The organism is Microcoleus sp. M2_D5, assembly GCF_036701935.1.
Classification (GTDB): Bacteria; Cyanobacteriota; Cyanobacteriia; order Cyanobacteriales; family Microcoleaceae; genus Microcoleus.
Genome location: NZ_JAUBRP010000002.1, coordinates 91,145 through 114,245 on the forward strand (window position 1 = coordinate 91,145; position 23,101 = coordinate 114,245).

Annotated in this window: 19 protein-coding genes and 1 tRNA gene; 10 read left to right on the top strand and 10 right to left on the bottom strand. The window is 44.8% G+C overall.

From position 1 onward, the window contains the following. Positions 1-39 precede the first annotated feature (39 nt). Positions 40-1,380, bottom strand: coding sequence for an adenylosuccinate synthase (locus tag QUA50_RS01200; RefSeq protein ID WP_333258617.1), 1,341 nt, complete (start codon positions 1,378-1,380; stop codon positions 40-42). A gap of 406 nt (positions 1,381-1,786) precedes the next feature. Between QUA50_RS01200 and QUA50_RS01205 the strand changes: the two genes are divergently transcribed. Then, complete coding sequence (locus QUA50_RS01205; protein WP_333258619.1) at positions 1,787-2,824, top strand: adenosine deaminase; 1,038 nt, start codon at positions 1,787-1,789, stop codon at positions 2,822-2,824. Between the two features lie 93 nt (positions 2,825-2,917). Here the strand turns inward: QUA50_RS01205 and QUA50_RS01210 are convergent, their stop codons facing one another. After that, positions 2,918-3,460, bottom strand: coding sequence for a Uma2 family endonuclease (locus QUA50_RS01210; RefSeq protein WP_333258621.1), 543 nt, complete (start codon positions 3,458-3,460; stop codon positions 2,918-2,920). A 160-nt stretch (positions 3,461-3,620) separates the two neighbouring features. Between QUA50_RS01210 and QUA50_RS01215 the strand changes: the two genes are divergently transcribed. The 6 genes from QUA50_RS01215 (at position 3,621) to QUA50_RS01240 (ending at position 11,756) form a co-directional block, all read left to right on the top strand. Further along, the gene (locus QUA50_RS01215) at positions 3,621-4,925 is read left to right on the top strand and encodes an aspartate aminotransferase family protein (protein WP_333258623.1); all 1,305 of its coding nucleotides are present in this window, start codon (positions 3,621-3,623) and stop codon (positions 4,923-4,925) included. 242 nt (positions 4,926-5,167) lie between these two features. Next, complete coding sequence (locus tag QUA50_RS01220) at positions 5,168-6,646, top strand: TldD/PmbA family protein (protein WP_333258625.1); 1,479 nt, start codon at positions 5,168-5,170, stop codon at positions 6,644-6,646. A 125-nt stretch (positions 6,647-6,771) separates the two neighbouring features. Further along, positions 6,772-8,118 (top strand): TldD/PmbA family protein, encoded by a 1,347-nt coding sequence (locus tag QUA50_RS01225; RefSeq protein ID WP_333258627.1) that lies wholly within the window; start codon positions 6,772-6,774, stop codon positions 8,116-8,118. 444 nt (positions 8,119-8,562) lie between these two features. Further along, positions 8,563-9,687, top strand: coding sequence for a THUMP domain-containing protein (locus QUA50_RS01230; RefSeq protein WP_333258629.1), 1,125 nt, complete (start codon positions 8,563-8,565; stop codon positions 9,685-9,687). 66 nt (positions 9,688-9,753) lie between these two features. Beyond that, complete coding sequence (gene yhdJ, locus QUA50_RS01235; RefSeq protein ID WP_333258631.1) at positions 9,754-10,605, top strand: adenine-specific DNA-methyltransferase; 852 nt, start codon at positions 9,754-9,756, stop codon at positions 10,603-10,605. Positions 10,606-10,610: 5 nt separating this feature from the next. After that, a complete protein-coding gene (locus QUA50_RS01240; protein WP_333258633.1) occupies positions 10,611-11,756 on the top strand; it encodes a restriction endonuclease in 1,146 nt (381 codons plus the stop codon). A gap of 197 nt (positions 11,757-11,953) precedes the next feature. Here QUA50_RS01240 and hpxZ read toward each other — a convergent pair whose 3' ends face one another. From hpxZ to QUA50_RS01255, 3 genes are all read right to left on the bottom strand, one after another. Continuing rightward, complete coding sequence (hpxZ, locus tag QUA50_RS01245) at positions 11,954-12,340, bottom strand: oxalurate catabolism protein HpxZ (RefSeq protein WP_333258634.1); 387 nt, start codon at positions 12,338-12,340, stop codon at positions 11,954-11,956. 92 nt (positions 12,341-12,432) lie between these two features. Then, positions 12,433-12,852 carry a peptidylprolyl isomerase gene (locus QUA50_RS01250; protein WP_333258636.1) on the bottom strand — a complete coding sequence of 140 codons (420 nt, stop codon included), beginning with the start codon at positions 12,850-12,852 and terminating at the stop codon, positions 12,433-12,435. 239 nt (positions 12,853-13,091) lie between these two features. Further along, a complete protein-coding gene (locus QUA50_RS01255; RefSeq protein WP_333258638.1) occupies positions 13,092-13,961 on the bottom strand; it encodes a prohibitin family protein in 870 nt (289 codons plus the stop codon). Positions 13,962-14,096: 135 nt separating this feature from the next. Here QUA50_RS01255 and QUA50_RS01260 point away from each other — a divergent pair, with 135 nt between their 5' ends. Together QUA50_RS01260 and QUA50_RS01265 are read left to right on the top strand one after the other, a co-directional pair. Beyond that, entirely contained in the window at positions 14,097-14,888 is a 792-nt protein-coding gene (locus QUA50_RS01260) for an RNA ligase family protein (RefSeq protein WP_333258640.1), read from the top strand. A 15-nt stretch (positions 14,889-14,903) separates the two neighbouring features. Continuing rightward, positions 14,904-16,058, top strand: a complete 1,155-nt coding sequence (locus QUA50_RS01265; RefSeq protein WP_333258642.1) for an AAA family ATPase — start codon at positions 14,904-14,906, stop codon at positions 16,056-16,058. A gap of 86 nt (positions 16,059-16,144) precedes the next feature. On the opposite strand, the gene QUA50_RS01270 is transcribed toward QUA50_RS01265, so the two are convergent. Then, positions 16,145-16,354: an acetyltransferase gene (locus QUA50_RS01270; protein WP_333231472.1), complete on the bottom strand. Its 210-nt coding sequence runs from the start codon at positions 16,352-16,354 to the stop codon at positions 16,145-16,147. 27 nt (positions 16,355-16,381) lie between these two features. Next, entirely contained in the window at positions 16,382-17,548 is a 1,167-nt protein-coding gene (locus QUA50_RS01275; protein WP_333258644.1) for a zinc-dependent alcohol dehydrogenase, read from the bottom strand. Positions 17,549-18,292: 744 nt separating this feature from the next. Here QUA50_RS01275 and mutS point away from each other — a divergent pair. Further along, positions 18,293-20,920, top strand: coding sequence for a DNA mismatch repair protein MutS (mutS, locus tag QUA50_RS01280; protein ID WP_333258646.1), 2,628 nt, complete (start codon positions 18,293-18,295; stop codon positions 20,918-20,920). A gap of 202 nt (positions 20,921-21,122) precedes the next feature. Here the strand turns inward: mutS and QUA50_RS01285 are convergent, their stop codons facing one another. From QUA50_RS01285 to QUA50_RS01295, 3 genes are all read right to left on the bottom strand, one after another. Next, positions 21,123-21,830: a hypothetical protein gene (locus QUA50_RS01285; RefSeq protein WP_333258739.1), complete on the bottom strand. Its 708-nt coding sequence runs from the start codon at positions 21,828-21,830 to the stop codon at positions 21,123-21,125. A 32-nt stretch (positions 21,831-21,862) separates the two neighbouring features. Then, on the bottom strand, positions 21,863-22,540 hold the full coding sequence (locus QUA50_RS01290; RefSeq protein WP_333258648.1) for an actin-binding WH2 domain-containing protein: 678 nt from the start codon (positions 22,538-22,540) through the stop codon (positions 21,863-21,865). A gap of 415 nt (positions 22,541-22,955) precedes the next feature. Next, a tRNA-Gly gene (locus tag QUA50_RS01295) sits at positions 22,956-23,026 on the bottom strand. Positions 23,027-23,101: the final 75 nt, after the last annotated feature.

The window sequence follows — 23,101 nt, forward strand, 5'->3', positions numbered from 1 at the left end:
CATGAGATAGACCCTTTTTGTCTATTATAACTAAACCTGTTATGATTGTGCGGCTACAGGCGTACCGTCAGCAGAGAGCAAAGCGCGTTTCGGGCCGTGAATCGGGTCTTCTACAATAATAGTTTGGTCGCGGCTCGCACCGAGAGAAACGATCGCGATCGGCACTTCCATCAAATCTGCCAAAAATTTCAGATAATCCAATGCTTGCGGCGGTAAATCTTCCAAATTCCGGCACTCTTCCGTAGACTGTTTCCAACCGGGAAGGGTTTCGTAGATAGGTTGGCACCGAGCAAATATCCGGGAACTTTTCGGGAAATCAACACATTTTTCGCCGTCAATTTCGTAAGCAACGCAAACTTTTATTTCTTCTAATTCATCCAAAACATCTAGTTTGGTAATTGCCAGACAGTCAAGGCCGTTGATGCGGACTGCGTAGCGGCCGATTACCGCATCGAACCAACCGCAGCGGCGTTTTCTGCCGGTTGTCGTGCCGAATTCTGCACCTCTCTCGCCCAAAACTGCTCCTATTCCATCTACCATTTCAGTAGGGAATGGGCCTTCTCCGACGCGGGTTGTATAAGCTTTTGCTACCCCAATTACGCGATCGATCGCTGTCGGGCCGACTCCGGTTCCCACACAAGCACCGCCTGCGATGGGATTGCTGGAAGTAACGTAAGGATAAGTGCCGTGGTCTAAGTCTAATAAAGTGCCTTGCGCGCCTTCAAACAGAATATTTTTCCGCTTGTGAAGTCCCTCATAAATCTTCAGGGAACTATCTACTACGTGCGGGCGCAAACGTTCCGCATAAACTCGATATTCATCAATTACGTCTTGCGGATTTAAAGGCGGCAAATTGTAGAGTTTTTCCAGAAGGACATTTTTACAATTAATCGTCCATTCCAATTGTTCTTGCAACCCGTCCAAGTCCATTAAATCGAGCATCCGAATGCCAGTGCGTTCCGACTTGTCGGCGTAAGTAGGGCCAATGCCGCGTCCCGTCGTCCCGATTTTATAATTTCCCCGCTGCGTTTCCGATGCTACATCAATTAATCGATGATAGGGCATCGTGACGTGAGCCGTCTCCGAAATCATCAGCGAGGCAGTCGAAATATTCAGTGCTTCTAGCTGATCTAACTCTGCAATTAAAACTTTAGGGTCGATGACCGTACCGCAGCCGATAATACACTCTTTATCAGGGTAGAGAATCCCAGACGGAATTAAGTGCAGCTTGAAAGTCTGACCGTTGACTACCACGGTGTGACCCGCGTTGACGCCCCCTTGGTAGCGGACAACGATATCTGCGGATTTGCTGAGCAAATCGGTAATTTTGCCTTTTCCTTCATCGCCCCACTGGGCGCCGATCACAACTACGTTAGCCAAGGGTTTCTCGCGTTCAGTTCAGGTTGACACAATCTCCGATTATGTATGAATGCGTCCGAAATGTCAAATAAATTTTTGTTACAATTGAGAGACTTGAGGCTGTATTGCTCTCAAAAACCAACTTCGGGCCCTATCGGGGGACTTGGGAAGGGAGAGTAGGAGAGGGGAAGAATGGGTGAGGATTTGACGAGTTTTTAGGGGAATCCCACGTGCAGCTTAAGCTTAAATGTGGAAGAGTTTACCTGCTGGAGGTTGTTGGCTAGTATTTGGGAAAACCCGGTTTCTGGCCGCTGATGCGTCTAGGACTAAATTACAAATTCTTCAATCCTTCAATTCTTCAATCCTTCAATTCTTCAATCCTTCAATTCTTTCAATCTAAAATCTAAAATCTAAAATCTAAAATCGCATGACTTTACACGCTGAGTTGCACCGCCATCTGGGTGGTTCTGTTGTTCCTAGGGTGCTGTGGCGGTATTTCGACCGCCACAATGCTGAGATGGTTAATCGATTTCAAGAATACTCGGAGTTTGAGGAGTTTTACACTCGTCCGCGCAATACTCTGAATGAGTATTTGGAACTGCACACGCTGGTAGAAAGCGTTCAAACTGTTGAGACTTTGCCTTATTTCATCTATCGGTTGATGCGGGGCGCTTACGTGTTTGAAAATCTGGCTTATTTGGAGTTGCGCTATACGCCTTATTTGCGGACTCCCGAACATTTGGAACAGTCAGAACGCATTGATTTGATGGCAGAAATTGTACAGGTTGTGGGCAAGGCAAGTCAAATTAGCGATTGTCCGATTGTTACCAGCCAAATTTTGTGCATGCACTCGCGTTTGCCTTATGAGGTGAATCGGGCGATCGTCGATTTGGCAGCCGGGATGGGAGAATATGTTTGCGCGATCGATATAGCTGGCGGGGATGATTGTATTGGCGATCGTTTGGAGGAGTTTGTCGGATTGTACCAGTACGCGAGGTCGATCGGCATCAAAACTACCGGCCACCTCTACGAAACTACCTCTGGCTGTTATCCCGAACTTTTGCCCTATCTGATGCGTATCGGCCACGGGATTCAAATTCCGTTAAAATATCCCGAACTGCTGCCAGAAGTCGCGCGCAGGGGTCAATGCTTGGAAGTTTGCCCGACTACCTATCTCAAAACGGGAACGTTGCAGGATATGCGCGAATTGAAGGTTGTGTTCGATCGATGTTTTGAAGCTGGTGTGGATATTGCCATTTGCACCGACAACGCGGGATTGCACAACGTGCGGCTGCCTTTCGAGTACGAGAATTTGTTAACTTTGGATATCATTGATTTTCGGCAATTGCAAGCGTGTCAAGAAGCTGCTTTTCGCCATGCTTTCGCGTGGCCCTACGGGGAGAGGCCCGTGAAGATGTTGACTGGTTTGTTGCAGCATGAGTCGGTTGGTGCGATCGTGAATTAGCTATGTCAGCTTCTCTCAATGGTTCGCAGTGAGGAATGCAAGTTTTTATTCATAGAGAGGACTTGCATTTCTTACTACGAACCGACTAATTTTTCAATCAAAAACGGGTGGCCACAAATCAGAAATTGGCAATTCCCAGCCAGGGAAAAACTCTGGAATTGTCAATATGTCTCCATCTCTGAGAACTTCCGGCTCGGCTGCTGTACGATATACTGTGAGAGTTAATCTGTCCGGGTCAATCAATATTCCCACTTCCGTTCCCAGACTCAAAAATGATTGTATTTTTTCGTTGATAGGTTTGATGCGATCGGTTTTAGATTTAATTTCCACCATCAAGTCAGGAACCAATTCTACAAAATCCCGCCGACTCCGCTTCAGCTTTTCTGCTTTGACAAAAGATACATCTGGTGCGCGCAAGTCACTATTTGGTAAAATAAAGCCAGCGCTGGAACCCGTTAATCGGCCCAGCTTGCGTGGCAGTACCCAAATTCCCAAAAGAATAATTAACCGAGAACCAATTTCATCGGAGGTGTAATCGCATGGGCCCTTTGCAATGATATTCCCCTGTATTAACTCTAGTCGCCATTCAGGATGTTCGGCTTGTACTTTTTCTAAGTCTTTGACAGTTAGTGACATGAGCGATTCTCCGTCTAATACCTAAGCCTATCATAAACTAAGCTTTAATTAAAAGAGCAAAGAGATATTTGGAAAATTATAATAAGCATCTGGCGATCGGCAATCGGTAGCAAGTTATATTTTGAAGGCAGAATCATCAATATAAAAAGATAAAAAAAAGATGACAAATATGGACGCTTACTGGATGCCATTCACTGCCAACCGACAGTTTAAAGCGAATCCGCGAATATTCGTTTCGGCAAAAGATATGCACTTTACAACTGATGATAACCGCTCAATTTTAGATGGTACTGCGGGGCTGTGGTGCGTGAATGCAGGACACGCCCGCGAGACAATTGCCGAAGCAGTTAAACAGCAGGTTTTGCGTTTGGATTACTCTCCGGCTTTTCAGATGGGACATCCGGGGGCTTTTGAATTAGCGGAACGTTTGGTAAAGATGATTCCGGGCAATTTCGATCGCGTTTTCTTTACTAATTCGGGTTCGGAATCTGTAGAAACAGCGTTAAAAATTGCCATTGCTTATCACCGGGTGAAAGGTGAAGGAACTCGCCAAAGATTGATCGGCAGGGAACGCGGCTATCACGGCGTTGGTTTTGGGGGAATTTCTGTCGGCGGTATCGGTACAAACCGCAAGTTTTTTGGCAGTTTGCTGACGGGAGTCGATCATTTGCCTCACACTCACAGTCTCGAACACAATGCTTTCAGCCGCAAACAACCGGAATGGGGAGCGCATTTGGCGGATGAATTGGAGCGGATTGTCGCTTTGCACGATGCGTCGAATATTGCAGCGGTAATTGTCGAACCTGTGGCTGGTTCTACAGGGGTTTTGATTGCGCCGAAAGGTTATTTGGAGCGGCTGCGGGCGATTTGCGACAAGTACGGAATTCTGCTGATTTTTGATGAGGTAATTACTGGATTCGGGCGACTCGGATCGAGTTTTGCAACGGAATATTTTGGGGTGGTTCCCGATATTGTGACGGCGGCGAAAGGGATAACTAACGGTACGGTGCCGATGGGTGCGGTGTTTGTGAAAGAAGGCATTTACGATGCTTTTATGAATGCTCCTGAAAATGCGATCGAGCTTTTTCACGGTTATACTTATTCTGGTCATCCTCTGGCTTGTGCGGCTGCTTTGGCGACGCTGGATATTTATGAGGAAGAAAGGCTGTTTGAACGAGCTGATAAGATGGCTGGTTATTGGGAAAATGCGGTGCATTCTTTGAATGGGGTGCGGCACGTAATTGATGTTCGCAATTTGGGACTGGTAGCGGGTATTGAGTTGGAATCTATTGCTGGGAAGCCTGGGAAACGGGCTTTTGATTGTTTCTTGCAGTGCTATGAAAAAGGGTTGCTAATTCGCACGACGGGTGATATTATTGCTTTGTCGCCACCGCTGATTATTGAGAAGGAACATATCGATCGCATTGTGGAGATTTTGACTGGGGTTTTGCAGGAGATGGAGTGAGATTCAAATGAGATTTTGCACCATTCTCGCTTAACAGGCAAGATGCCTGTTCCACAAAATTAACAGGCAAGATGCCTGTTCCACAAAATTAACAGGCAAGATGCCTGTTCCACAAACAGTAAATTTTTTGTGGGGAGTAGGGGTTGGGCATCCTGCCCGCCCGTAGAAGGCTTATTGAAAATGGTTCAAATAATTAAAAAGCGCTATAATACTTGACAAGTAACTACGAATTACGAATAACTATGGTGCAATTAACTGCAAAAATCTCTGCTAACGAGTTGGCAAATTTGGCTGTAGATTTGATTCGGAAAACTGGGTGCGAGTACGGTGATGTGCGTTTTTGCAGTTATCGAAGGCAGAATCTTTACGCGCGCGATCGATCTTTAAGTCAACTGTCAGATAATGTAAGTTCCGGTTTTGGCGTGCGAGTGCTTCTAGACGGCGCTTGGGGGTTTGCAGCCAGTCACAGCAAAACGCCGGCAGAGGTTGCAAGAATAGTGGCTTTGGCTGTAGAAATCGCTAGAGGCAGTCGCTTAACTCAGAAGGAACCGGTGCGGTTAGTACCAGTCGAAAAATATGTCGATACCTATGTAACTCCCATCGCCATTGACCCTTTTTCTGTACCCGTTGCTGATAAAGCGGAACTGCTGCTAACTATCAACGAGCGGCTGCTAGCACACGGCGCACAAAGCATCAAAAAAGCTTCTTCTTTTTTGCAGTCAAGCCGCGAAGACAAGGTTTTTGCTTCTACAGAAGGGTCGCTAATCGAACAAACAATCTACCGCAGCTATCCGGGTTTTGGCTGTACGGCAATTGCGGGCGGCGATGCCCAAAGTCGCAGTTACGATCGCCCTCCACTTAATATCGGTTACGAACATATTAATCCAGATGATTTGTTGAGTCAAGTCGAAAGAGTTGCCGCCGAAGCTATTGAGAAAGTCAGCGCTCCCAAAATCCCTGCTGGTATTTGCAAATCCCTGATTCTCAAGCCGACAAATTTGTTCTTAACTATCCACGAATCTGTCGGACATCCAACGGAATTAGACCGGGTTTACGGCTATGAATCTAATTTTGCTGGCACGAGCTTTGCTACTACTGATAACTTAAATAAACTGCAATACGCTGCACCTTGGGTGAATTTTAAGTGCGATCGCACTCAACCAGGTGGCCGCGGTACAATGGGTTACGATGATGAGGGCGTAAAATCACAAGAGTGGTACGTTGTCAAGGATGGAATTTTAGTTGATTATCTCACTGACAGAGAGACGGCTTATCGCCTCGGACGCGGTAGCAGCAACGGTTCTGCTTGCGCTGACAGTTGGTCGAGCGTGCCGATGGTGAGAATTCCCAATTTGGGATTGGAGCCGGGCCCGGATGGCGGCAGCCATACTGCTACTTTGGCACAGATGATTGCGGATACGGAAGACGGGATTTTAATCGACGGTATGGGTAGTTATTCGATCGACCAGCAGCGGCGCAATTTTCAATTCGGTGGCGATGCTTTTTGGAAGGTGGAAAAAGGTAAAGTTGTCGGTATGTTGAAGGATGTAACTTATCAGGCGATGACTACTGATTTCTGGAATCAAATAGATGCGATCGGGCCGGCTTCGGAGCTGGTTCAGTGCGGTACTCATATATGCGGAAAGGGCGAGCCGATGCAGGTTGCTCAGATGACTCACGCTTGTGTGCCGGTGCGAGTGAGGGATATTCAAATTGGGTAATAGGGCATGGGGCATGGGGCATCGGTTCTTAGTTATTAGTTAATTGCTAACAATGCCCAATTCGCAATGCCCAATTCGCAATGCCCAATTCGCAATGTCCAATTCGCAATGCCTAATTACCAATCATGATTGTAACAACATCGCCCGCAATTTTAAGTGAAGACCAAGCCTTATCTGTAGTAGAAAAAGCAGTCAAACTATCCAAAGCAGAGGAAGTATTTGTCAGTCTCTCTACTGGCGAGGAATCTCTTTCCCGATTTTCGGAAAATCAAATCAGCCAAAATATCAGCAAAACTGTATTTAGCCTGAACATTACTAGCTATTTCGGTAACAAAAGCGCCTCTGCTGCTGTTACAGAATTTGATGAAGATGCGATCGCCTCCGCCGTCAAGCGATCGGAAGAATTGGCCCGAATTGCGCCCGCAGACCCCGAATGGATGCCCCTGCTGCCGCCTCAAACCTACGATTTGCGATCGCCCGCATTCGACGCAGCAACGGCAACTGTATCGCCTCTAGCACGGGCAAAAATGGTGCAGCAAGCTTGCGCCATTGCTTCCCAGGGGGGGGCTCACGGTTCGGGTACTTTGAGCGCTGAGGCGTCGCTGTACGCGATCGCCTCGTCAACCGGACTCCGCGCCTGCAACCAGTCTACAGACGCGGATTTCAGCTTTACTGCTCGCATTGACAACGGTTCTAGCTGGGCGAAGAGCACTGCTTGGAGTATCAACGAATTGCCCATCGCCCAATTAGCAGAACAAGTGCTCGATCGGGCGATCGCATCCCGCAACCCGCGCCCCATCACTCCCGGCGTTTATCCGGTAATCTTTGACGGCGCTGCTTTTGCGGGCTTGCTACCCTGGGTAATTTGGAGTTTGGATGCGAGGGCTGCGGATGAGGGGCGATCGTTTATGTCGATCGCCGATTCAGAGGGAAAACCCGCTGGAAACCGCGCCGGGGAACAACTTTTTAGCCCGTTAGTGCAAGTGCAGCGCGATCCGGCTCATCCTTTGCTGCGATCGAATACTTTTTTCGGCGACGGATTGAGCAATAACTATTTGGAAATCATCAAAGATGGCGTGCCTCAAAGTTTGTCTTATTCCCGATACTGGGCCGCACAAAAAGGCCAAGAGGCAAAAGGTGCTTATTACCCGATCGTGATGACAGGTTCCGACCAAAGTTTAGCAGATTTAGTGGCTCAAACCGAGCGAGGAATTTTTGTCAGTCGAGCTTGGTACGTGCGCTACGTTAATCCGAAAACATTGGAAGTAACGGGGATGACTCGCGATGGTACTTTTTGGATTGAGGATGGCAAAATTGCTTACCCGATTAAAAACCTGCGTTTCAATCAAGTTTTACCTGATATGTTGCGCGATGTGGATGCAGTTAGTGCGGTGAAGCGTTATGGCGGTAGTGTCGTTCCCGGAGTGCGCGTGAAAGCTTTTAATTTCACGAGTATTACTGACAGTTTGTGACTTGCACATTTCTAACAATCTGTAGGGGCGGGTTTCATATCATGCCCGATCGATTAACCATAATATCCCGGTCGGGGCGGGTTTTTGAGATGGAAGATTGTTGGCAGGTATTGTTGGTGAACCCGCCCCTACAAAAATCGCGGTCACTCGACCGGACATGATATCACAAACAATCACAGCCCACAAAGAACAATCTCTCAAACCCGCCCCCACTGACAGTTTGTGACTTGCACATTTCTAACAATCTGTAGGGGCGGGTTTCACAAACAATCACAGCCCACAAAGAACAATCTCTCAAACCCGCCCCCACCCTGATTAATGCGAGTGATTTATCGTGAAGGTAGAGTATTTATTTTGATAGTTAGGATTAAAACCAGCTATTATAGTCATCAGTCTGGTGTCTGTTGTTAGTAACAATTCCCAATTCCCAATTACCAATTATCAATGAATCAATATTTTGCTACAGTTGCGCGCGGTTTAGAAACAGTTGCCGCCCAAGAATTAGAACGTTTAGGGGCGCAGGATGTCAAGCCCGATTTTACTGGGGTTTACTTTGCGGGCGATCGCGCTTTATTGTACCGCGTCAATCTGTGGTCTAGAACAATTTTTCGAGTGCTAATGCCGATCGCCGAATTCCGGTGTTACAACTCGGATATGCTCTACCGCGAAGTGCAGAAAATCCCCTGGGACGAATACTTATATCCCGAAAATACTTTAGCAGTAAACTGCACCGGCGGCAACGAAAAGTTGAACCACACTCACTTTACAGCTTTGCAGGTCAAAAATGCGATCGCCGACCAACAGCGCCTTCAATTTAACAAGCGTTCTAATGTCGATGTAGAGCATCCCGATTTGCAAATTAACATTCACATTCATCAAGATAGAGCTATTTTAAGTTTAGACAGTTCTGGAGGCAGTTTGCACCGCCGGGGATATCGACCTGCGATGGGGCTTGCTCCCCTCAAAGAAACCCTAGCTGCGGCTTTGTTGGAGATGGCAGAATGGACGCCAGATTTGCCGTTTTTAGACCCGATGTGCGGTTCGGGAACTTTGCCTTTGGAAGCGACTTTAAAGGCGTTGAATATTGCGCCGGGATTGTTTCGAGAAAAGTTTGGATTTATGACTTGGCGGGATTTTGACGAACCTTTGTGGGATAAATTGTGGGCCGAAGCTGAAAACAGCGAATTGCCGGAACTTAAAGAGGTGATTGCAGGGTGCGATCGCGATTTTGATATGTTAACTCAAGCTCGCACGAACGCGCAGCAAGCTGGTATTTCCGGTAAGATTCAGTTTGCTCAAACCGAGTTATCTCAGTTGGAAGCCCCCGCAGACAGAGGCGTTTTGATTTGCAATCCTCCCTACGGAGAGCGCCTGGGAGATGCTAGCGAATTGGGAGATTTGTACAAGATGTTGGGGGATATTTTCAAGCATCGTTTTAAAGGTTGGAATGCGTTTATTTTGACTGGAAATAAGGAGTTGGGTAAAAAGGTGGGACTCAGAACCTCGCGGCGAATTCCTGTTTATAATGGCTCGATTCCCTGTACTTTGCTCAAGTATGAACTGTATTAAATATTTATAGAACATATCTCGCTCAACTTGGCAATAGCCAATATTAATTGGAAGAGGTTAGGCTGAATGAAAAGCTTTGAAATTGACGCTCACCAACTCATCTTAGGAGATGTTTTAGAAGTGCTGGGCAGTAAAATACCAGACAACTCAATCGATTTAATTTTTGCCGATCCTCCCTATAATATAGGCAAAAATTTCAATGGTTTTAAAGACAAGTGGGAAGTTGAAAACGATTATTTAGAATGGAGTTATACTTGGTTGAACTTATGTGTTAAGAAGCTCAAACATAACGGCAGTTTGTATTTAATGGCGTCAACTCAAAGTATGCCCTACTTTGATTTATATTTGCGCGATCGTTTAACAATCCTTTCTCGAATAGTGTGGTATTATGACAGTTCGGGCGTACAAGCAAAAAAATTTTACGGCTCTCTTTACGAACCAATTTTATATTGCGTCAAGGACAAACGAAATTATACATTTAATTCCTCAGATATTCTGGTAGAGGCAAAAACCGGATCTGTTAGAAAACTAATTGACTACCGCAAGGCTACACCATCACTATATAATTCTAAAAAAGTTCCAGGTAATGTGTGGGAGTTTCCGAGAGTGAGATATCGTATGCCTGAGTATGAGGAACATCCTACCCAGAAACCAACATCGTTGTTAGAAAGAATTATCAAAGCCAGTAGTAATGAGGGCGACGTTGTACTAGATATATTTTCGGGAACTTTTACAACATCATTTGTTGCCAAGCAGCTTAACAGAAAGTCAATCGGCATAGAATTACAAGAAAAGTATCTACAAATAGGATTGCGGAGGTTGCAAATTCCCCCGGAGCAGAGTGAAGAGGCTCTCATGTCTGAAGTCAACTCCGGTGAACTTTCGCCACAGCAGCTAACACTAAACTTACAACTCTAATAAAAATGGAACATGAATTTACAAAAATAATTAAGACCATTTTAGAGGATAACTTTGGCGACATGGGGTATCAAATATTGCGTGAAAGCCAGCTAATTTTATATTTAAATATCAAGACTAAATCTTCCAATAAAGGCTCAAAATCAAGAGGAAGTTTTGCCAACTTATATGCAATCTATGTTTTAGTTGAAGATTATTTGGTGAAAAAATTTGATCTGACAGGAATGTATTCAGATTATGAAGGTGCAGTTTATACGAATCTTTTTAAGAGACAGCGTGAATTACCATTCGGGCAAAAGCTTCAAAATCATGGCTTGAACCATAGGATGAATGAAGAATTTAAAAAATATTTTCCCACTTGTGAGTTCATCCCAATTTTGAGAAATCAGAAAAATAGCAGGTATTGGTTTAACGAAAATTTATTAAAAGTCAAAATCAATGAGAATGAACACAATATAGCCGAAACAGCAATCCAAATAATTGATGCTTACGTTGAAGCTAAGAGAGATAGCTTTGAAAAGTTTATTCAAATTTGTAAAGAAGCTCAAAGATTGACAGAAGTTCAAGTCAGAGAATTTATAAAACAAATGGTAGCGCCAAATGTAGATGCTCGAATTTTCGAGATTGTCAGCTACAGTATATTAAAATATTACTACAATGACAGAGTTATTTATTGGGGTTATGCACTAGACAGACTCCAACAAGAAAATTTAAAGCTGTTTAAAACAGGTAGGACAAATGCTAATGATGGGGGAATTGACTTTGTAATGAAACCCCTAGGACGTTTTTTTCAGGTGACTGAAACTGTAGATGTAAATAAATATTTCCTAGATATTGATAAAATTGAAAGGTATCCGATAACATTTGTAGTTAAATCTTTAGATTCAGATAGTGCAATCAAATCAAAGATTGAAGCACAAGCTCGAAAGCTGTATTCAATAAATGCTATAGTATCTCAGTACATGGAATGTATAGAAGAAATAATCAATGTTCCTATTCTGATAGAAAGATTTGAACAAGCTGTTGCCCAGGGGTACTTAAGCAATATATTGAGCGAGATTATTAAGCAGAGCAGATTAGAATTTAATTATGAAGATGAGGAAGAAAGTCGGGAAATTGAACTATTAGACGTTTCTATAGAAGATGAATGATTCAGTCATTCGATTTTAGATTTTAGATTTTAGATTTTAGAGTAACTTGCGCGAGATAAATCCGGGGGCTTGAGGATGCAAGGATTTTGGATTTTGGATTGATTCGACGGATAAATCACGTGGCGGGTACCATCAAGAAATTATTGGTCATAAAGTCCGTTTGCTTTAGACAATTATTGTTTCCTTACCTTTAACATCTACACCGGCAAAAAAGAAACGTGCGCCGAAACAATCTTCCAGCCTTGAGGAAACTTCCGCCACATCTGACTCTGCCGCCCCAGCCGCACTACTCCATCCATTACACGGCGAAATTCCAGCGTCACAGCCGCCGTGTCTGCACCGAAAGTCACGACTTTGAGGTTGAACATTTCTCGATCGACATTTACAGGCGATCGTCCTTTGCGAAAAGCCCTCACCTCCTCGCTCCCGTACAGGTTCTCCGTCACCCCAAACCGCACGACTTCCGGCGAATCCCAGAACAAATTATCGAGAGTTTCAATATCGTTCGTACAAAGAGCTTTTTCGTATTTTAAATACAGTTCAGTTAACTCAGCCACCACAGCAGCATCATTTATTACACTCATAAATTGTATATTTTAAAAGTATTAACTCTCACAAGTTTTGTTTGCAATAAGGACTCTTCGTCCTTACTACAAACGCAACTAATTAGAGAAAATTAATGCTCAATTTTCAGCGAAATAATCTTGTCACCTTGGCGGATAGCATTGACTACAGACATATCCTCAGTTTTGCCAAAAGTTGTGTGAACTCCGTCTAGATGAGACTGGGGAGAATGGCAAATAAAGAATTGGCTGCCACCCGTATCGCGGCCTGCGTGAGCCATCGATAAAGTTCCTGCCAAATGTTTGTGGGAGTTGATTTCGCACTTGATTTTGTAGCCGGGGCCGCCAGTTCCATTGCCTTTTGGACAGCCACCTTGAATCATAAAGTTAGGAATGACTCGGTGAAAGGACAATCCATCGTAAAAACCTTTTTCCGCCAAGTCAACAAAATTCTTCACTGTGTTAGGCGCATCCGCATCGAACAAGTCCAAATTGATTGTGCCTTTGTCGGTTTCCATAATAGCGCGGGTCATGATTTCTCCTGGCTTCCTAAAATGAGTGTGTTGCCTGCGTGTTAATTGCGGACTTCGCTTTTATAGCGACAGGTTTAAAACTGTCGTTATATTTTGGCTTTCAGCAGTGTAGCATATTCCGGCAACTCTCATAGGACTTATGTGCGCTTTCTGAGGAAACCCGGTTTATTATTGCGAGATTTCTGGTTAGCAAAGCCAATCTTTTCGGATACACCGGCTTTGTTACAGTCAGTCATATTTTAATTGTTGGTTGCTTGCGGGTGCTCGGCTTCTTCCTGAATATCGTTCATATTAAAAATGAAAGGAACCCGACTCGAACCGGCGCCCATAACCAGCACTTTTGGCATCTGAGCGCCGCCGCTTCTCCAAGCTTCTATAGCCTCTTTTTGGAGAACTAAATTGCCGCCTTGAGCCTTCAAAGTTTCAGCTAAAAGTCTTTGAGCTTCGGCTCTACCTTGAGCGCGGTTAATGTCGGCTTGAGCCTGTTGTTCTGCTTCCTGAGCCACATAAACAGCCCTTTGCGCCCGCTGTTCAGCAACCTGTTTCTCCTCAACCGCTTTCGCAAAATCTGCAGAGAATCGAATGTTAACAACGCTCGTATCGAGTACGATTACATCATACTTTGATAGCCTTTCTTTCAGCGCAGTATCAAAGTCTCGCTTCAGTTCACTTCTTTGAGTAATAGATTGTTCTGCCGTTCTCAGTGCAGCAGCTGTTTTAAATGCTTCTTGAGTCTGAGGAGCAATAATTTTTGAGACTATATTCTCCAAAGTTCCTTGAGTTCTTCTGATCTCAACTATTCTCTCAGCATCGAGGCGAAAGTTGATCGCAAAACTAGCATTTAAATCCTGAAGGTCTTTAGTAGCACTCTGGGCGGGAACTTCAAATTTTTGCACTGTTACATCGTACACATCTACCTTGGATATCAGCGGTGGTCTGAGGTGAAACCCCTCTAACAATGCTCCATCTCTGGCTTTTCCTAAAACGCTGATTACTCCTGCTTCACCTGGATTGATGACGACAAAAGAGTTTAAGCCTAGGAGTAGCACACTTACTAATATAATTCCCGCGATTGCTGATGATATGTTTTGGAAACTTTGACTTTTCAACTTCGACGCTCCTTTGTGATTATTCCATTATAATGGTTAAATAGATTGGGTCGCCTCTAAATTCTCAAATCTAAAATTATTATCTAAAATGGATGGGGTTGCCTCTGAAATCTCAAATCTAAAATGGATGGGCTGATGCTCAAACTTATTAAATATCCTAGAACTTATCACATCGAAGGTTCGCGTTTCCAACCGGGCGATGAAGACCTCGACAGCGTGCCATTTAGCGCCCTGATCGATCGCCCTCTAATTATAGAAGAAAAGGTAGACGGCGCCAATACAGGCATCAGCTTCGCACCAGACGGACAAATGCTGCTGCAAAGTCGCGGCCACTATCTCACCGGCGGGCCGAGGGAAAAACATTTTAACTTATTCAAACAGTGGGCTTTCAGTCTCAGCGGAACCCTGGGAGAAGTGCTGGGAAATCGCTACATTTTATACGGCGAATGGCTTTATGCCAAACATACTGTTTTTTATGATTTTTTGCCGCACTATTTTATGGAATACGACGTGCTCGACTTAGAAACCAGTCAATTTCTGAGTACAGAATCCCGCCACAAATTGTTAAGCGGATTGCCGTTGGTGTCAGTTCCCTTGCTGTTTTCGGGAGTGCTGAAATCTCCCAAGCAAATGATGCAGTTTGTGGAAAAATCTAATTTTATTCAACCCGGACATTTGGATCGGTTGCGTTTGTCCTGTCGGGAATTGGGATTAGATGAAGAACGGTGTTTGAAAGAGACTGACAAGAGCGATCGCATGGAGGGTCTGTACATTAAAATCGAAGAAGATGGCATAGTAAAGGCGCGTTACAAATACGTGCGTGCCAGCTTTTTGACGGCTATTAAAAATGCGGAAGGACATTGGCTCAATCGCCCTATTATACCCAATATTCTGCGTCCCGGCGCAGATTTATTTAATTTTAGTTAACCCGCAGGTAAATTTATGAATGCACTGTTATCGCCCTCGGCAACTTGGACTTTTCCCTTTTGTCCCCAACCGCCCGATTGGTTCCTGGATTGGGACAGCATTCAAAATCATTTCGATTGGATTCAAAACTTAAAAGGATGTCAGCAAGACCCGATTTATCACGCCGAAGGAGATGTTTTTATTCATACCAAAATGGTCTGCGAAGCCTTAATATCTTCCCCAAATTGGCGTCAATTACCCGTGCAAGAACGATCGATACTTTTTGCGGCCGCTTTGCTGCACGATGTCGCAAAACCAACCTTTACAAAAATCGAAGCCGACGGCAGAATTAGCTCAAAAGGTCACGCCCGTCAAGGTGCGAGAATGGTCAGACAAATTTTATCTCAATTCGAGCCGCCCGTGCAGTTTGAGATTCGCGAAACAGTTGTGGCGATCGTCCAATTCGGCAGTTTACCCATCTGGTTAATCGACAAACCCAACCCGCAGCAGTCGGTAATTAAAGTCAGTCAAGTTGTCCGCTGCGATTTCCTCGCACTTTTAGCCGAAGCAGACGTGCGGGGCCGCGACTGCGCCGACAAACAAGAATTGCTCGATAAAATACAACTATTTCGGGAGTTTTGTCAAGAAAATAATTGTTTGGATTCTCCCCGAAAATTCCCCTCCGCACACAGCCGATTTATCTACTTCCGCAAAGAGAACGGCAACCCGGATTACGAAGCATTTGACGACACTAAATGCGAAGTAATTTTGATGTCTGGCTTGCCGGGAAGCGGTAAAGATTATTGGATTCGGAAAAATCTCCCAGATTTGCCAGTAATCTCGCTGGATGCACTGCGAAAAGAGATGAATCTGCCTCCAGACGAAACCCCTGGAAATGTGGTTACAGCCGCCAAACAAAGAGCGCGCGAATACATGAATGAGGGGCTTTCTTTTGTGTGGAACGCCACGAATACCACTAAACAAATGCGGCAGCAATTAATTAATTTTTTTGCTGCTTATCAAGCGCGAATTCGCATTGTTTATTTAGAAGTACCTCTAAATGAAATATTGCAGCGGAATCGATCGCGCACAGCAACACTACCGGAAGCAGTTATTCGCAAATTAGCTGCGCGGCTGGATATTCCAGAGATCGCAGAAGCCCATCAAGTCGATCGCATCGTTAACAATTAATCTCCCTTTTTACCTCAAACTGTTAGAGCCCCGACTTCTTTAAGAAGTCGGGGCTCTGGATATTAGGTTTGGGGTTTCCCTTGATATCAATGAGTTTGATAATTTTCCTCAGTCCAGCAGCGCGGCAGAGTTTCACCGGAAGGAAAGACTAAATTACTTTTTGCAAAAGTTGCTGTCTCTTGCTCTTCTTGACCAGCTTGATTTTTTCCCGGCACTTCTTGTTTTGTAGGGCTGATTAAAGCATCTACATCGAGGATTTCAATCAAGTCGCCTGATTCTTTTTCTTGTAAAAGCATAGTTTCTCCGTGAAGGGTAAATGCGAGTTAGGGTTTGAGGACAACTTTGATGCAGTTGTCTTTTTTTTGTTTGAAAATCTCGTAGGCGTGGGGCGCTTCATCCAATTTCATTCGGTGCGTAATTACGAATGACGGGTCAATTTCGCCTTTTTGAACGCGATCGAGCAAAGGCCGCAAATAGCGGTGAACGTGCGTCTGTCCCATTTTCATGGTCAAGCCTTTGTTGAAAGCTGCACCTAGGGGCACTTTGTCAACGAAGCCGCCGTAAACGCCGGGAATTGACACTGTACCTCCCTTGCGACAGGCGAGGATAACTTGTCGCAGGGCTGTAGGTCGATCGCTTTCCAACCGCACGGCTTGCTTGGCTTTGTCGTACAAAGCGTCGAGACCGGTGCCGTGGGCTTCCATTCCCACCGCGTCGATGCAAGAGTCGGGCCCGCGTCCGCCCGTCATTTCGGTGACGGCTTCCCCGGCGTCCATTTCTTCGTAGTTGATGATTTCTGCTTTAGCTGCGGCCGCCATTTGCAAGCGTTCCGGTACGCGGTCGATCGCAATTACTCGATCGGCCCCCAGCATAAACGCGCTTCTGATTGCAAATTGTCCGACCGGCCCGCATCCCCAAACTGCGACAGTATCCCCCGGCTGAATGTCGCAGTTTTCGGCCGCCATGTAACCGGTAGGAAAGATATCGGTGAGGAACAATACTTGTTCGTCCGAAAGTCCGTCGGGAATTTTCAAAGGGCCGACATCTGCAAACGGAACCCGCGCGTATTCTGCTTGGCCTCCTGCATAGCCGCCCGTTAAATGCGAGTAGCCAAACAGTCCCGCCGGCGAATGACCGAACATTTTTTCAGCCAGCCCAGCATTGGGGTTGGAGTTGTCGCACAGCGACCACAAATCGCGGTTGCAAAAGAAGCAACTGCCGCAAGAAATAGTAAAAGGAATCACGACGCGATCGCCCTTTTTTAAGTTCTTGACTTGGCTGCCGAGTTCGACTACTTCCCCCATGAATTCGTGCCCCATAATGTCACCCGATTGCATTGTCGGGATGAAGCCATTGTAGAGGTGCAAATCCGAGCCGCAGATTGCTGTTGACGTGATTTTAACTATCGCATCGCGCGGGTTGATAATTGTTGGATCTGGTACATTATCAACTCGCACATCATTTGCTCCGTGCCAGCAAACAGCTTTCATTATTGCGTTTTCCTCTAGTTAACTACTAGCTAGCAGATTTTTGATTCTAAATCTTAAATTTACTCCGCCGATAGATTACCTGCTTGGATATTTTAATTTTACGCATATAAAATACATTATCTCTCTATCCGAGGTATAATTTACAAATCTATCTTCCGGCTGTTTTCAATAACAAAAATGTAAAGTTTCTCCTCCAAATAAAGTGCGGTGGATTTCACGTTCTTCTGTTACCCCCCCCAACATTTATAGCAACCGCACCCGACGGTTAGAACGTTCTTAATTGCTGAAACCCTTGCGGAAGATTGCTTCTTCCTTCTCTCCCAGATCGGTAAAGCCTTCTTCCTTCTCTTCTAGATAACTAAAGCCTTTTTCCTTTTTCCTTTTTCCTTCTTTATTCCTTCAACATCTGCTATAACAGCTAACAATTACATAGCTGAGATTGTTTTTGTCGATCGGCGACCGCTCTCCTCTCACAATTAATAAAATTTTCGCGCTTAATCTCACTTAAGCGGTGTAACGGCTCACATTAGATAATTAGCGACCTAAAACTTCTCAACTAAAACCTGGTTTATCGATTATTAAGTAGGGTGCGTGAATTTTGTATAGCTCAACACCCTTCCCCAATATTGACAATCACGCACCCTGCTTAAGGAGGATTAATCGTCAAATATTGTATATTAGTTATAGCTAAAAGCCGAGCTTGCGCTAAAGTTGTTAAAGATTAAAATTTATCGATCGCCTTTTATGCCTTACACTGCATCTACCCCAACAGATCCCAATCAACCCAACATCCGCAATGCCGACCACCGCCTACTAGAATTCACCAAGCTGACGCCGATGATGCAGCGGTATGTGGAAGTGAAAGAACAGTATCCCCACGCACTTTTATTGTTTCGGGTAGGAGATTTCTTTGAGTGTTTTTTCCAAGATGCAGTTACTATTTCTAGGGAATTAGAACTTGTTTGTACTAGCAAAGAAAGCGGCAAAGAAATTGGCAGAGTGCCGATGACAGGAGTGCCGCACCACGCCCTCGACCGCTACACATCAATGTTAGTAGAAAAAGGCTATGCTGTGGTAGTTTGCGACCAAGTTGAAGATGCCTCGATTGCAGCGAAAGAAGGCCGCCAAGTCAAGCGCGAAATTACCCGCATTCTCACTCCCGGAACTTTGACTGATGACGGAATGCTCAAACCGAGACAAAATAATTTTTTAGCAGCAGTCGTCATCGCTGGGGAACATTGGGGATTGGCTTATACAGATATTTCTACAGGAGAATTCGTCACTACTCAAGCCGACACTTTAGAACAATTAACCTTAGAATTGCTGCGCTTGCAACCTTCGGAAGTCTTGGTACCGACTAATGCGCCGGATTTGGTGACTATGTTGAGGCCCGGAGAGAAATCAGAGCATTTACCCGATTGTTTGCCGAATTCGTTTTGCTATTCTTTGCGATCGCAAATTCCGTTTAGTTTGTCCGAAGCAAAACAGAGAATCCTGCAAAAGTTCAAAGTGCGATCGCTCGAAGGCATGGGATGCGGACACCTTCCCCTCGCAGTGCGCGCCGCGGGCGGTTTGCTGCAATATCTCGAAGAAACTCAAAAGGAAAAAGCAGTTTCTTTGCAAAGATTGCATACTTACACTCTCACCGATTTTCTGATACTCGACTACCAAACCCGCCGCAATCTCGAAATTACTCAAACAGTGAGAGATGGGGTTTTTCACGGTTCGCTGCTGTGGGCGATAGATAAAACCAGCACCGCAATGGGAGGCCGCGCTTTGCGCCGCTGGGTGCTGCAACCTTTGCTCAACATTAAAGGCATTTGCGCCCGACACGACACGATTCAAGAATTAGTAGAAAATAACGCCCTGCGCCAAGATTTGCAGCAGTTGCTGCGCCAAATTTACGACATCGAAAGACTGACAGGCCGCGCCGGTTCTGGAACAGCTAGCGCACGGGATTTGGTCGCTTTAGCTGATTCTCTCTCGAAACTGCCGGAATTAGCCTCGATCGCAGCCCAAGGGCGATCGCCCTATTTGAAAGCGCTGCAAAATGTACCGCCAATTTTAGAAGAATTATCAACTAAAATTCACGCTCATTTAGTTGATGAACCGCCGATTCATTTAAAAGAAGGAGGTTTGATTCGATCGGGAATCAATCCGATGCTAGATGAAATGCGCCAAACTGCATCAGCCGACCAAGAATGGATTGCTAATTTAGAAGCAACTGAGAGGAAACGCACCGGAATTTCTAATTTAAAAGTAGGCTACAATAAAGCTTTCGGCTATTACATCAGCATTACCAAATCGAAAGTAGACCAAGTGCCGAAGGACTACACCCGCAAGCAAACTCTCACCAATGAAGAACGCTACAGCACTGAAGAATTAAAAGAAAGGGAGGTGCGAATTCTGACAGCGCGGGAAGATTTAAATCAATTGGAATACGATATTTTTGCTAAAGTGCGATCGGAGGTAGGAGAACACGCGGAAATTATTCGCAACGTTTCCCGCGCCGTGGCGGCGGTCGATGTTTTGTGCGGTTTAGCAGAAGTAGCAGTTTACCAAAATTACTGCCGCCCGACTATGACAGAAAGTCGGGAAATTAAAATTATTGAAGGTTGTCATCCTGTGGTGGAAAAGTCTTTGCCGCCGGGATTTTTTGTCCCTAATTCTGCTTTTTTGGGTCGGGAAGAATCGCTAAACCGCCCAGATTTAATTATTTTAACCGGCCCGAATGCTAGCGGGAAAAGCTGCTACTTGCGGCAGGTGGGTTTGATCCAGTTAATGGCGCAAATGGGCAGTTTTGTGCCGGCGAAAGCTGCGAGTTTGGGAATTTGCGATCGTATTTTTACCCGTGTCGGCGCAGTAGATGATTTGGCAACCGGTCAATCTACGTTTATGGTGGAAATGAACGAAACTGCAAATATTCTCAATCACGCGACGCCGCAATCATTGGTTTTGTTAGATGAAATTGGCCGCGGAACGGCGACCTTTGACGGACTTTCGATTGCTTGGTCTGTGGCAGAATATTTAGCAACTGAGATTCGGGCGCGGACAATTTTTGCGACTCACTATCACGAATTGAATGAGTTAGCTTCTATTTTAGATAATGTCGCAAATTATCAAGTTACAGTCAAAGAATTGCCCGATCAAATCGTATTTTTGCACCAAGTTCAGCCGGGAGGTGCTGACAAATCTTACGGAATTGAAGCGGGGAGATTGGCCGGTTTACCGCCGTCGGTGATTGACCGGGCGAGACAGGTGATGAAGCAGATTGAGAAACACAGCAAAATTGCGATCGGGCTGCGGAAAGGTGTTAAAAAAGATGGTAAAAAAGAGTCGGATGGCCAACAGTTAGATATTTTTGAGGATTGAAATTTTAGGTAGTAAAAAAATTGGTAGTAACTTCTATATTGCACCATTTTCAATAAGGCTTTCAGGGGCGGACAGGATGCCCAACCCCTACTCCCCACAAGAAAATTCACTCTTTGTGGAACAGGCCGAAAAGCCTGTTCATAAAAATGGTGCAATATCTCAGTTACTACTTTTACTACAAACCAGGAACTCTCCAGCAACTCTAACGCCCATTCTGCAACTTTCTTACCTCTTTGTGCACGCTCATCCCAATTTCCAAAGCCTCATTTAACAATCGCCCGTATTCAGTAGCCCGATCGCTCACATCCAGTGCCATCAAAGCAGCCAAATTACTTTCTATATTAGCAAATAACTCGTAACGGCGGTCGATAAATTGCTGATTTTCCCTGAGAATCCTTTCTGTTTTCAAAGCACAGACTAAACTTTCTTTAGTAATTTTTAATGCCTCAATTGCATCTGCTCGGTTAATTAAATTGGCTTGTAAATTGCCAGCAGCCGTTAGGCGATCGATAATATCTAAAGCCTGAATCACCTCATGATACTTCTCAACTTCATCCAGCAGACCCGCCAGCGTTGCCAGAGGTTTTGCCTTCACCCATTGATAGACATTCCAAGCCACAGTAATAGCCAGCGACCAACCCAAAGTTATTTGTAAAACCCGGACAAATATCTCAGAATCGCTAAATAAACCAACATTATGTTTATTAGCCAGTAAAGCAATCGGCAGCGAAAAAACTAATGTCACGCAAAATATCAGCAACTCATTCACCAAAAGAGAAAACAGCTTTTTGCCGTCCCGGAGTGCAGCAGGTCGGTAAAAATCCGCTGCAAAACCGTCGCTCAAAGCTATTCCGCTCAACTCGTCCAACTCCTTCTCAGGAATTATCAACTCACTCAAATCCGCTTGCATCACTATTGAAAATCTCCTTAAATTGGGATTAATTACGATCCTCCCAGAGACATAATTGATTGCCACAGACTCAGATAAAAATTGCTTTCTCGATTTCGGAATAGTTGAAAAGCTTGGCCCGGTGCGCCAAAAAACGGTCTCAGCGTCCATCCCAACTGACTGCCAACAAACGCATAAAGTCCCAACCAAAAGCGCAAAATATTTAGCCTGATGTCTTTGCCTTCCGTATCTTGTTCGGACAGAAAGTGCATTCCTTGATAAATGAAACTTACCCCCAAAAATCCTGTGATTGCCATAATAGCAACATTCAGCAACAGATAAAAAGTGTAGTTTGTACTGCTGATGAGAAAAAACAGACTGACAGGTGCAAATCCAAACAGCAAAATGCTAATCATCGCCATCGATGTCATCAACAACGTCAAATACTGTTCAAACGTTCGTTTGGAACCAAACATGACATTAAAAAAGTACAGGGTGGGAAAGCAGATAATCAGCGTCAGCAAGTAAAGTGCTGGCAATTTAATTGCTGAAACCAGACATTGCATCCACGTACTAGAGGCACCTAATATCGCTCCGTAAATGCCAAAAAATACGGTACTAGAAATCAACAAACCGAAAATTTTTGATTTTAGCTTGACACCTTCGCGGATTTCTTCGAGAAATTGTTGCCGTTCCCGCAGCAAATACATTACTACTGAAAAATATTTCACGGGCTCTCCTTGTGACTGATGCGACTCCGAATCAGTCATAACTCAAGCTGAGTTCGATCGGCAAGCTTGTCAAATCAGGGCACTCTATGTTAACCAATTGTTCTTGTAACCAGCTCATCACAAACTCAGATGTGCAGGCGTTTTGAGAGATACTTGCAAAGCTAAACGGCTCAAACTGAATACAGGTATGCTTTGTATTCAATTTGTATTCATTTGTCTGGAAATTGTCTCCAAAAAGGGCGATCGGGTAGTTATGTGATACTCAGTTGATACTCAGTTTGGTCGTTCTGCAGTCAAATCGTAGTCATTTTGTATCCAATTTCTAGTCAATCCGACCGCTAGCCAAGGGAAAAAAGCAGCAATAAAAAACCTCAAACCGTTGATTTTTCCTGGGTTTGAGGTATTTGTAGAAGTAAGCGGGCAGCGGGAATCGAACCCGCATAGTTAGCTTGGAAGGCTAAAGTTTTACCACTAAACTATGCCCGCGCACAGAAACTAAACATACCACAAGTCTCTGGGGATTGCAATAGGCCTGTGCAAAATTTTTGAAGACCTCCCTCA